The 10,808-nt window shown below is 55.4% G+C and carries 8 protein-coding genes; 2 read left to right on the top strand and 6 right to left on the bottom strand.

The window, feature by feature from the left end:
* The first annotated feature begins 250 nt into the window (after positions 1-250).
* Together J3U06_RS04810 and J3U06_RS04805 are read left to right on the top strand one after the other, a co-directional pair.
* A complete protein-coding gene (locus tag J3U06_RS04810; RefSeq protein WP_267400737.1) occupies positions 251-1,207 on the top strand; it encodes a nucleoside hydrolase in 957 nt (318 codons plus the stop codon).
* A 60-nt stretch (positions 1,208-1,267) separates the two neighbouring features.
* Complete coding sequence (locus tag J3U06_RS04805) at positions 1,268-2,695, top strand: MFS transporter (RefSeq protein ID WP_416378931.1); 1,428 nt, start codon at positions 1,268-1,270, stop codon at positions 2,693-2,695.
* Between the two features lie 182 nt (positions 2,696-2,877).
* On the opposite strand, the gene J3U06_RS04800 is transcribed toward J3U06_RS04805, so the two are convergent.
* The 6 genes from J3U06_RS04800 to J3U06_RS04775 all read right to left on the bottom strand — a co-directional run bounded on the left by J3U06_RS04800 (position 2,878) and on the right by J3U06_RS04775 (position 10,789).
* Positions 2,878-4,005 carry a LacI family DNA-binding transcriptional regulator gene (locus J3U06_RS04800; protein ID WP_267431301.1) on the bottom strand — a complete coding sequence of 376 codons (1,128 nt, stop codon included), beginning with the start codon at positions 4,003-4,005 and terminating at the stop codon, positions 2,878-2,880.
* A 229-nt stretch (positions 4,006-4,234) separates the two neighbouring features.
* Entirely contained in the window at positions 4,235-5,614 is a 1,380-nt protein-coding gene (dcuC, locus tag J3U06_RS04795; RefSeq protein WP_267444484.1) for a C4-dicarboxylate transporter DcuC, read from the bottom strand.
* A gap of 31 nt (positions 5,615-5,645) precedes the next feature.
* A complete protein-coding gene (gene rihC / locus J3U06_RS04790) occupies positions 5,646-6,566 on the bottom strand; it encodes a ribonucleoside hydrolase RihC (protein WP_267400741.1) in 921 nt (306 codons plus the stop codon).
* Positions 6,563-7,030, bottom strand: a complete 468-nt coding sequence (locus tag J3U06_RS04785; RefSeq protein ID WP_267431298.1) for a GNAT family N-acetyltransferase — start codon at positions 7,028-7,030, stop codon at positions 6,563-6,565. The genes rihC and J3U06_RS04785 overlap by 4 nt, the downstream gene beginning before the upstream one ends.
* A gap of 109 nt (positions 7,031-7,139) precedes the next feature.
* Positions 7,140-8,414: a glutamate-cysteine ligase family protein gene (locus tag J3U06_RS04780; protein WP_267444483.1), complete on the bottom strand. Its 1,275-nt coding sequence runs from the start codon at positions 8,412-8,414 to the stop codon at positions 7,140-7,142.
* A gap of 74 nt (positions 8,415-8,488) precedes the next feature.
* Complete coding sequence (locus J3U06_RS04775) at positions 8,489-10,789, bottom strand: glycoside hydrolase family 3 N-terminal domain-containing protein (protein WP_267444482.1); 2,301 nt, start codon at positions 10,787-10,789, stop codon at positions 8,489-8,491.
* Positions 10,790-10,808: the final 19 nt, after the last annotated feature.

The following is a 10,808-nucleotide window of genomic DNA, read 5'->3' as shown; positions in this document are numbered from 1 at the left end:
AGAATACACCACCCATCTACTATTTCTTTCCGCTCATTCACCTCGCGGAAACAACTATGGAGATCTATTGCTCATCACCTTTTTCACCCAAAGATTTGACAAGTTAAATCCTATTTGATAATTTATTCACCACAGAGACGATAAAAGGTTTTATCTTCTTTGTTTTAAAGAATGCAAGTGAGGCAAAGATGCTTAGAGGGAGCGCAGATGCTTTGTATTCACTCATTGCTGCTATTGGAAAGGCGAACAATTGAGGAAGTTCATACTCGACCTTGATACCGGAATTGATGACACCCTTGCCATCGCCTACGCTCTTGGAAGCCCAGAGGTAGAGCTGATCGGTATCACCGCAACCTACGGCAACGTAACCATGAGGCAAGGAATCCGCAATGACCTGGCTATCACCGATTTATTTGGTCATGCAGAAGTCCCTGTTTACCCTGGTCTACCCCATGCAACCAACAAGGACTTCTTCGAGGTCTTGGAGGGATCACGGCTGATCCATGGTAAAAATGGAATCGGCGATGTGACAATACCCGATTCGCCTCGCTGCCAGGAAGTATCATCAGCGGTCGATTTTATTATCAATTCAGCTCATAAATACGGCAAGGATCTGACTTATGTGGCCACGGGGCCACTGACCAATATCGCCGCAGCCGTGAAACAAGACCCTTCCATTAAGGAAATCATGGGGGGAATCGTGGTCATGGGAGGCGCACTGACTGTTACAGGCAATGTGGCGCCATGGCGGGAAGCCAACATATCGCAAGACCCCGAAGCTGCTAATGCACTGTTCACATCCGGAGCCCAATGCACCATGGTTGGTCTTGACGTTACTTTGCAGACTTTGCTGACGAAAAACGAAACCAAACAATGGCGAGCGCTGGGAACCCCCGCTGCCGCTTTTCTCAGCGACATGACAGATTACTACATCCACGCATATGAGCTTACGTCCCCAGGCTTGGGCGGTTGCGGTTTGCATGATCCCCTGGCCGTAGCAGTAGCCGTTGACCCCACATTGGTCAAGACCCTGGGTGTCAACTTGAAAGTTGAGACTGACGGAGCCACTAGAGGAAGAACTATTGGAGACAAGAACAGGCTCAACGATGCCACCAAGACCACTCAAGTGGCCATCAAAGTAGATGTAGAGCGTTTCCTGCACGAATTCATGACCAGAACCTCCCTAGTTGTCTCTGACCAGCAATGAAGCCAAACACCGGTAAACCCGTTAATTGATATAGATAATAAAGAGAGAATAAGAGCAATCATGTCAGACAGCACGACTGCAGCCAAAAATGGCTCGCAATCACAGAGTTCCTCTCAACAAGCGGAAATAACAAGCGACATGGCTGTCAAAGCCTTAATTCCGCTACTCATCACTTTCGTCCTGGGTACTTTATGCCTACAAGGATTCAATCTGGTCTTCCAGGAAATCGGAGAAAGCGTTGGAGCACCAGGGCAAGCCTCCTTGATAACAGCGATTCCCAGTATTGTTCTCGGTATCGTATGCTTCATCTACGGCTCTCTGGGAGATTTCGTCTCACTCAAAAAAATGGTAGTTGTAGGCATTACCTTGCTGGTATTCGGTTCAGTTCTTGGATTTGTAGCCAACTACTATTTCACTGCTAATATATGGACGGTCATTGTAGCTCGAGCTATCCAGACGGCTGGCGAGCAGGTGGCCGGCTCCGTTTATTTGGTTGTGGCAACAAAATATCTTAAGGATTCACTTAAGGTCATATTTTTCGGGATCTTTACCGCTGGATATCAGATCTCAGCTGCCATCGGCGTCTTCGCTGCAGGCTTCTTAACTTCGATTCATTGGCAGTATCTATTCCTGATCCCCGCCGTGACTGTACTCTTCCTACCCCTTCTTCTTAAGAATCTTCCTGATAAAACAGGAAACGGTGAAAAAGTTGATGCGATCGGCTTCACGATCTTCGGCCTGGCCACAGCTTTCATTACCCTCTTCTTCTCCTACAAGAGCTGGTGGATGCTTGCTGCCTCTGCCGCTCTTTTCATTGTCTTCGCAATATACATCCACAAGGCAAGAAATCCCTTCGTCACTCCGGCTTTCTTCCGCAACAAGCGCTGGCTGATGGCAATATCTCTGCTCCTCCTCTTCTATCTGCCCAACTATTCCTTCTCCCCGCTCTTTAACGGAATCAGCACCAAGGTATTCCACCTGACCACTTCACAGGTATCGCTGCATATCGTCTGGGCTTTCGTTGTAGGGGCCACTGTAGGAATCTGCTCAGGGTGGATCGTTGGCAAGATCGGTCGTCGTGCCGCAATTATCACCGCGGGCTGCATGAAAATACTCGGCTTTGTTCTTGCCGTCTTCTGCGTCAATCTAGGACCGATTGCTCTGACCATTGCAGGCTGCATTTATTATGGTGGAGGCGGTTTCCTCTACTCGCCGCTGGTCTCAACGGTTCTTGGCACCCTGTCTAAGGATGAGTCTGGACGCGGCGTAGGCATGAATGACCTGGCTATGAACGTTTCCAGTTCCATTGGTATCGCCATCATAGGCGGTCTGATGAGTTCCCCAACACTCTCCATAGGCAGCATCAATGGCACTACTGGATTCGCCGCCAATTATTCCAACCTCTTCCTAATTGATGCAGGTATGATTGTTGTTGGCCTTCTTATCTACTTCGCTTTCAATAAGAAGATTTATGGCGAGAGCAAGTAATAAACAATACGTTCGTGACCACGATCTGTTCGATTTGTGAGTCTAATGAACTACCAACCGGTGTCGATAAGCATATTGGCACCGGTTTCATTTAATACCGTGCATCATTTGAATAATATTCAAGGATATTGTGCAGTTAACGATTCGGTCTAAGCAAGGTGGAATCGCTTTGCAAATTTCACTCAGTGGTATGAGCCCAAAGCTGGAGCCGGCCCCACCGATTCACGTTGAATGAAAATGGTGGGAATACTCACCATAGCCCCCAGGCCACTTACTCCATTTCTTATCAGTTCAAGTAGCATCTCCACGCCTCTGCGCCCCATTTTCTCGGCCTGCTGGGAGATAATCGAAATTCTTGGCGTCATAAGATTGAAGACATCAATATCATCAAAAGAAATAAGCGACATGCAGGAACCTATTTTGATTCCGCGATCATGGAAAATGCCCAAACAACTGATAGCATCTGGCGAATACCCGAAAATGAGTGCAGTAGCTCCAAATTCATCGATACGGTTCAGCGCCAGTTCGAGCGATCCGCTCTTGCTGTCACTAGACAGAATCAGAGAACCCGACTTTCCGAAGAACTGAGGACTCAACTTTTTAAATGCTTCTGCGCGTTCATTCAAGCTAAAAGACTTCAAGGAAGGATGAGCGAGATAAGCGATTTTCCTATGTCCGTCGGCATATAAGGCACGCATCGCCTCCACCAGACCTGGCCTGGGATCTGAAACAACATAAGGAATTGTTTCCATACCGGGTACACGGCGGTCTACAAAGACCGTGGGGATATTTCGTTTTACTAAAGCCTTCAAACCTGCAGATTCCACTCCTTGTGGGATAATAATTAACCCATCAAATCTCTGCCCTAGAATATTGGTAATAAATGAGTCCTGACGTTCCACATTTTCGGCAGAAGTACCGATAAGTGTGTTGAAGCCTTCTTCATAGAGTATATTTTCCATAGAACTGACCAGATCCGCGAAATATCTGTTTCGTAAATCAGGTACCAATAAACCGACCATCTTAGAATCGGACATACGGATAGCCTGGGCCCTTGAATCAGGAATATACCCTAAAGCGTCAACCGTGTTCATGACCAGTTTTTTGGTTTTCTTGGAGAAACGGCCCTTCCCATGCAAGATCTGCGAGACGGTCGCGATGGATACGCCTGCTTTTTGTGCCACATCGCGAATAGTCACGAATCCCATAAAATATCTTTCCGAATTGACCGATTGTGTAACAGTCCAAGCATAACCCGAAGTCCGTGTTGAATGTCGTACGAGTGCGGCAGCAACTGAAAGTTCATTCATCGCTCCAGACGAATACACTGAGCCAGCGCATTTCTGTATCAGCGCAAACGACTGGGTGCTCCTCACTCGTTCAGATAGGCATAAATCCAGGTACACCGACCATTATTTCCATGTATCAAATATAAATAGAACACTCTAAAAGAATGGGTGATCCCAAAGTTGACCAAGGGCCTCCCAGAATCGACTGCGTCGACACTAGGGAGGCCCTTAGGGGGGTTTACAACTGCAATCAGTATGGCAGAAGGAAGATCGACAAAACCAATACGCTGATGATGCCCACGATGCTGGGCACGCTGGTCCGCTTGAGTACCTTGGTGGGCTCCACCTTGATGCTGGCAGCCACGATCATAATGACCGCCGCCACCGGGGATATGCCGCGGGCCAAGTTGGCGATCAGCTGCATGGGCATGGCGATAAGGATGCCGTCGACACCCGCGGCAGCAGCGATGCCAGGCACCAGGGCGATGACCGCGTAGAACATGGCCAGGCCACCACCGGACAGGAAGCCGAACAGGCAGGTGGCCAGGGCGAAAATTAGAGCCACGGTCAGGCCGGCTCCAGTGGATCCTTCCACCGAGTGGGTTAGGGCGTCAATTAACCCCAGCTTCTGAACACCGGTGGTGAAGAGAGAACCGCCGCAGACCAGGATGACCACCTGGCTGAAGCCGCGACCCATGCCGGTGAACATCTCGACAACCGATCCCTGGATCTCCTTGAAGGAGCAATGCCGGACGGCCTCGATGATAACCGCGATGAAGAAGGAGATGAAGGTCAGCACCACGATATCCATCGTCAGACCCTTGATGAACATGGCCGCGATGCCGATGACCAGGATCAGAATGAGGGGCAGTAGAGGCAGGAAAGCGTAATATCCGGGAATTCCCGTGGTGTCACGCACAGCCTTCGCATCATGGTCGACCGGGTCGGCGACGCCGGTACCCTCCTCATGGCGATCGCACCACTTCTGCCAGATATAGTGGGCCAAGGCCATAATCAGCAGGGAAGGAATAGCGATCTTGGCGTTGTTGCCGACATATTCGATCAGATCGTACTTGAGCGTCTTGGCGGCGATAACATTATCTGCACCCAGAGGAGTGGGCATGATGGTGGCCGTGCAGGCGATTACACCGGCAGCAGTAAGCGATGAAAGGCCCATGCCCACCAGTACGGGGTAAAGGATAGACATGAGGATGATTGCCAGGCTGGAAGCGCTGGGGATAACGAGGGACATGACATTACCCAGCAGGAAGACAGCCGGCACGATGAGCGCCTTGTGCTTGATGTGACGCAGGGGCTTGACCATGTAGTTCACGGCAACCTGGTTGGCCCCGATGTTGTTCATGTAGGCTGAGTAGCCGAACAGAACCATGATGACCAGACCGGCAGCCTTGAGCTGATCCAGAATGGTGTCCTTGAAAACCATGAAGACATCGAAGAGCCCGAAACCTGTCCCCTTGCCCGCAGCATACAGAGGATGTCCCAGCGCCCAGGCACCCAGGAGGAGGACTAGGCCCCCGATAATCAGGGTCAGGGCTGGATTATATTTCTTGATGATCAGGTACCCGATCGCCACCAGGACGACCAGAACCAGAATGATCTCCGCAATCACCTTGTAATACTCCCTTTCTTGGTCTTGGTAATCAAATGCACTTGCTCATGCCATCCAGGAACCAGGCCCGGAATCCCTTGGAATCCACATCGATAGCCACGGAAGCGTTGGCTTTGCGCTTCCGATAACCCTTCAGATCGACGACCGTGCAGCCGCGGGTCGGGCCTTGCGCCAGCTCTACCTCAACAGAGGTCTCTGCGAACTTGAAGAGCTCAGGGGCCAGGATGCATGCGACCGCGCAGGGATCGTACATCTTCAGACCCGTGGCGAAGCTTCCTCCGCGGTACTTCTTGAACAGGTCGTGGGTCATCGTGCCCACCTTCCCCATGGCAGGCAGCTGAGCGCTGTCCTCGGGCAGGACCAGGGCCTTGAGACCGACGTCCAAGCCCGCCATGACGATGGGGATTCCCGACTCGAAGACAATGGCGGCAGCCTCGGGGTCCGTGGCTATATTGAACTCGGACATGACACCACGATTGCCGCGGGCAGTGGAGCCTCCCATCATGGCGATCCGTCCAATCCCCTTGGCGACCTCGGGGTAGACCTTGAGCAGGAGGGCGATATTGGTCAGCGGTCCGATGGTCACCAGGGTGACCGGCTCGGACGAGTCCATGATCTCCTTGCGCATGGCCTCGATCGCATTTTCCTTCAGCAGCAGGGACCGATCGGGCTCAGGGAAGTCGAAGCCCTCCATTCCAGTCTTTCCATGGATATCGCTGGCATCCACGAAAGGCTCCAGCAGAGGAGCAGAGGCCCCTTGGGCCACCGGGACACGACGTTCGAAATATGTCAGCAGCCGCAGGGCGTTCGGCGTGGTCTTGTCCAAGCCGACATTGCCGGCCACCGTGGTAATCAGACGCACATCCAGCCGAGGCGAAAATAGCGCCAAAGCAATGGCAACGGCATCGTCAATTCCCGGGTCGGTATCGATGATGACTGGTGTTGGATTCATGATTCCTGCTCCTTTGATTTGCTTCCAGTTGATAACTGCGACCGATAGGCGCCGTCCAGGAAACGGATCATCCCGCTGCCTAGGTCCGGACCTGGCCGCCGAATAAAGCCATGTTCCTCGTAGAAACCTTCCTTGCCAGGAGTGGCCATCAGCCCCACGTAAGCATGCTCGCATGCTTCTTGAGCGATTCGATCCAGAAGTGCCTGAAGGACAGCACTACCCACGCCGTGGTGGCGATACTGGGGCAGCACCACAAGATCCTTGATGAAGAAAGCTATTCGTCCATCGGCAATGACACGGCCGATACCAGCAGGTTCACCCTCTACCTCGGCAACGACTGAGCAATAGCCACCAGAAAGGGCCGCCTTTACGTCGATTGGTGAGTAAGCGTGGAAACCAGCCGTCGAACGCACCCGTTCGTATAATTCTGGCGTCAGCGCATCATACCGAATGACAACCACCATTGGAATCCCTCCGCTGCGAGTCTCCAGAATTGCTATAACGTTTTATCAACTAACACGAGTTTAAACCGACAGCAAAGTTTTGTCCAATTTAGTGAGCTTGCGCGAGATATTAGTTCTGGAATCGGCTGGGATTAGAGGGGTCACCCGGCACATCATCCAGAGTGTCCTCGGCACCTAGCACCTGCCGCCAGAAGTCCAAAGAGCGGCCATAGGGGCTGGCCTGGCTGCCACGGACCTGCAGGTCAGCCTTGGCCTGGAGCACATCCTCCTCGCTCACCCCGTCCAAGAGCTCGACAAGCCTGGCGAATCGATCCGAGTCGTAGAAGATACCACCGACAACCTCAAGAAGTCGGCTGGCGCGTTTCATGGGCAGGGAATCCCAGTGCCTGAGCTCAATGTAGTTCTTTAAGCGGACATCGTTAAAGTGCGTGGTCAGAATGTGCGCTATCTCGGCATCATTGAGCGGCCGATCAGGATAGATCTCCCCGGCGTTTTCGTGCCAGGCTATGAAGACCTGCTGCCCCTGCGGCCCCTCTACCTCTGGGGTGTGTGAGACATCAGCCACCATAAGCGGGGTGGACAGCATGTCCACGGCATAATCCTCCCAGCCGAAGCCATCCTCAAACAGCCCAGGAATCAGACCTGTGCGCTGGGTGTCGAGCCAGTCCCAGATCCGCTGGCGCCGCAGGGGCATGTGGTTGGGTTCCCCCTCAAATATTGGAGTATTGCGGAATAGGTAGGCCAAAATAGGCCCAATGGCCGTGCCCAGACGGATCTTGGCGATGGCATCCTTCTCGTCCTGGTAGTCGATGCTGATCTGGGTGGAGGCGGTGCTGCGCATCATCATGGGTCCGCACTGGCCAATGCGACCCAGGTAGGTGTTCATGACCGCATAACGTTCCTTGGGATTGACGCCCACATCAGCGTAGGACCCGGCTGGGCGATACCCGTACTCGATCAGCCGGAACCCCAGACGCTTGGCAATGGGGTCGACCTCGGCACGGAAGCGACGGTAGAGGTCCTCGAATTCTCGGCTGTTCCGCATCACACCCAGGGAGCACTCCACCTGGCTGCCGGGCTCCAAGGAGACCACGCAGCCCGGCCTGCTCAGCCCCACCAGGTGTCCGTCCTCCCGGTACTCCTTATCGCCGTCGTAGCAGGGCTCCAAGGCAGACAGCAGGGCCTCGATGCCCCGCTCCCCCTCATAGGGAACCGGGGCATCGGATCCGTCGTTGCGGACCGGCAGATGCTCAATCTCGATGCCGAACCGCCACTGGGAACGCGGCTTAGACCCGCGCGAAAAGTAGTTAGCCAGGCTGGCTACATGCCGCGGATTAGGGACCGTCAACAGGTGCGCGTACCCAGCGCCTACGCTTTTCCTCATGCTGCAATCGTAGAAGCAGGCGAGGGCCTTGGGCAATCAACACGCGAGGAGTTCCGCTACCGGATGGCGGTCAGTCAGCCCACTGTCACCGTCACGGCCTGCAGGTCTTCCCTACGCGAGGACGATCCTACCAACACCTGGAACTGACCGGGCTCCACCCTGCGGTTGCAGTCAGCATCGACCAGGGTCCACTCGGACACCGGAAGGTCGAAGACTACCTTCTTGGTCTGCCCTGGATGCAGCTGAATCCTTTGGAAGGCCTTGAGCTCGCGATCAGCCCAGCTGACCGATGTCACCAGGTCGCTGATATAGGCCTGAACGACCTCGGTGCCTGGCCGCTGGCCGGTGTTGGTCAGGTCTACAGTCACCCTGACCGTATCCTCGGGTTCCACGGTATCCGGTCCATCGACCTGGGGCCTTCCGTAGGCAAAGGTGGTGTAGCCCATGCCCTGGCCGAAAGCGAAGGCCGGTTCCTGGGTCAGATCGGCATAGCGGTTTCCATGCTGGCCCCGGATCTGGTTGTAGTAGACCGGCAACTGCCCTACGTGCCTGGGGAAGGTGATGGGCAGTCTGCCTGTGGGCTCAACCTTGCCGACGAGAATCCTGGCCAGGGCACGACCGCCCTGCATACCCGGGTCGGGCTGCCAGATCAGAGCCCTGGCCGACTGTGCGGACGCGGGCAGGATCAGCGGCTTGGAAGACATGAGCACAATGACCATGGGCTTGCCCGTCTGCGCCAGAGCATCCAGCAAATCACGCTGAGGACCATAGAGCTCCAGGGTGGCTGTCGAACAGCCTTCGCCCACGAGCTGGACCACGTCGCCGACCACGGCAATCACCAGGTCGCTTTGCCTGGCCAGGTCTACGGCCCTGTCGAAGCGGTCCTGATCGATCCTGGCCGGGGCCGCCACCTCGGGCCTGGGCTGGCCATCGGGGAAGAGTTTGTCCGCCAGGTCGTCTACCAGACGGAGCACCTCAACACCCTGCTCGCAGTTAAGCTGCCAGTTCTCGGGCAACTCCTGGCGCAGACCGTCGGCCACGGTCGCGATCATCTCCCGAGGCTGGTCCTTGATCCAGTCGCACTGACCTGAACCGCCCGCCCAGTCCCCTAGCTGGTTCTGGGCATCGTCGATCAGCGGACCCACCAATGCGACGCTGTGCGGCGAATCATCGCTAGGGCGGCCATCAGCATCCACACCCCCGAACAGGGGCAGGATGCCGTCGTTCTTCAAAAGGACTGCAGACTCCTGGGCCACCTGGAGGTTGAGCTCCTGGTGCTCCGGTGAGTTAATGACCGCCTTCTGGGCCTCGGGGTCGGGCAGACGCGGATCCTCACAGAGCCCCATGCGGAATTTCAGGGCCAGGATGTGCTTGACCGCCCGGTCAAGGTCCTCCTCGCGCAACAGCCCGACATCCAGCGCATCCAAGGCTCCCTGGTAGAAGCCTGGCGTGGTCATGATCAGGTCGTTGCCTGCCTTGACTGCGGCCGCGGCGGCCCTGGCGTAGTCGGGCTGCACCTTCTGCTCCCAGACCATGCGGCCCACGTTGTCCCAGTCGGTGATCAGGGTGCCCTGGTAACCCCACTCCCCTCGAAGAACGTCGTTGAGCAGCCAGTTGTTGATGGTGACCGGTACCCCGTCGATGGACTCGTAGCCCAACATGAAGGTGGCCGCGCCCTCCTTGGCCAGGCGCTCGAAGGGCGGCAGGAACCAGGAGAGCAGCTTGCGGTGCGAGAGGTCGGCCTCGGAGGCGTCGCGCCCGCCCTGGGTCTCGGAGTAGCCGGCAAAGTGCTTGGCCGTGGCCAGCACAGCATCCTTGGGCAGGGTTCCGGTCATGGCTGATCCGCCCTGGTAGCCGCGCACCATGGCCGACGCCATTTCGCCGATCAGGAAGGGATCCTCGCCGAAGGTCTCGTCCACCCGACCCCAGCGGGTGTCCCTGGCGATGCAAAGCACCGGGGAGAAGGTCCAATGAATGCCTGTTGCGGCAACCTCCTGGGCCGTAGCCCGTCCCATCCGCTGAACCAATTCCGGGTCGAAGGAGGCCGCCATGCCCAGCTGCTCGGGAAAGATGGTGGCCCCGCGGAAGAAGGAATGGCCGTGGATGCAGTCGTCGCCGATCAGCAGGGGGATGCCCAGTCGGGTGCGATGAACGGCCTTGTCTGCCTTGATCATGTTCTTCGGAGAGACATGGAGCAGGGAGCCGACGTGCTGGTCCACCACCTCCTTGTCCACCCCCTGGCTGGCATCCAGCTGCATCATCTGGCCTACCTTCTCTTCCCGGGTCATCCGTCCCAGCAGGTCGGCCACCCGCTCATCCACGCTCAGGTCGGGATTGCGGTAGGGCAGATCCTCCGTCAGCTTCCTCGATGCCATCTGGACACCTTCCTTTCTC

The organism is Bifidobacterium sp. B4142 (assembly GCF_026537325.1).
Lineage (GTDB): Bacteria > Actinomycetota > Actinomycetes > Actinomycetales > Bifidobacteriaceae > Bombiscardovia.
This window is presented reverse-complemented; position numbering and strand designations above follow the sequence as displayed.

What these genes read in the sequence shown, in the direction of transcription:
- J3U06_RS04805 (WP_416378931.1), top strand. Translation starts at nt 1,268, where the DNA reads ATGTCAGACAGCACGACTGCAGCCAAAAATGGCTCGCAATCACAGAGT.
- J3U06_RS04800 (WP_267431301.1), bottom strand. Translation starts at nt 4,005, where the DNA reads ATGAATGAACTTTCAGTTGCTGCCGCACTCGTACGACATTCAACACGG.
- rihC (WP_267400741.1), bottom strand. Translation starts at nt 6,566, where the DNA reads ATGAATCCAACACCAGTCATCATCGATACCGACCCGGGAATTGACGAT.
- J3U06_RS04785 (WP_267431298.1), bottom strand. Translation starts at nt 7,030, where the DNA reads ATGGTGGTTGTCATTCGGTATGATGCGCTGACGCCAGAATTATACGAA.
- J3U06_RS04780 (WP_267444483.1), bottom strand. Translation starts at nt 8,414, where the DNA reads ATGAGGAAAAGCGTAGGCGCTGGGTACGCGCACCTGTTGACGGTCCCT.
- J3U06_RS04775 (WP_267444482.1), bottom strand. Translation starts at nt 10,789, where the DNA reads ATGGCATCGAGGAAGCTGACGGAGGATCTGCCCTACCGCAATCCCGAC.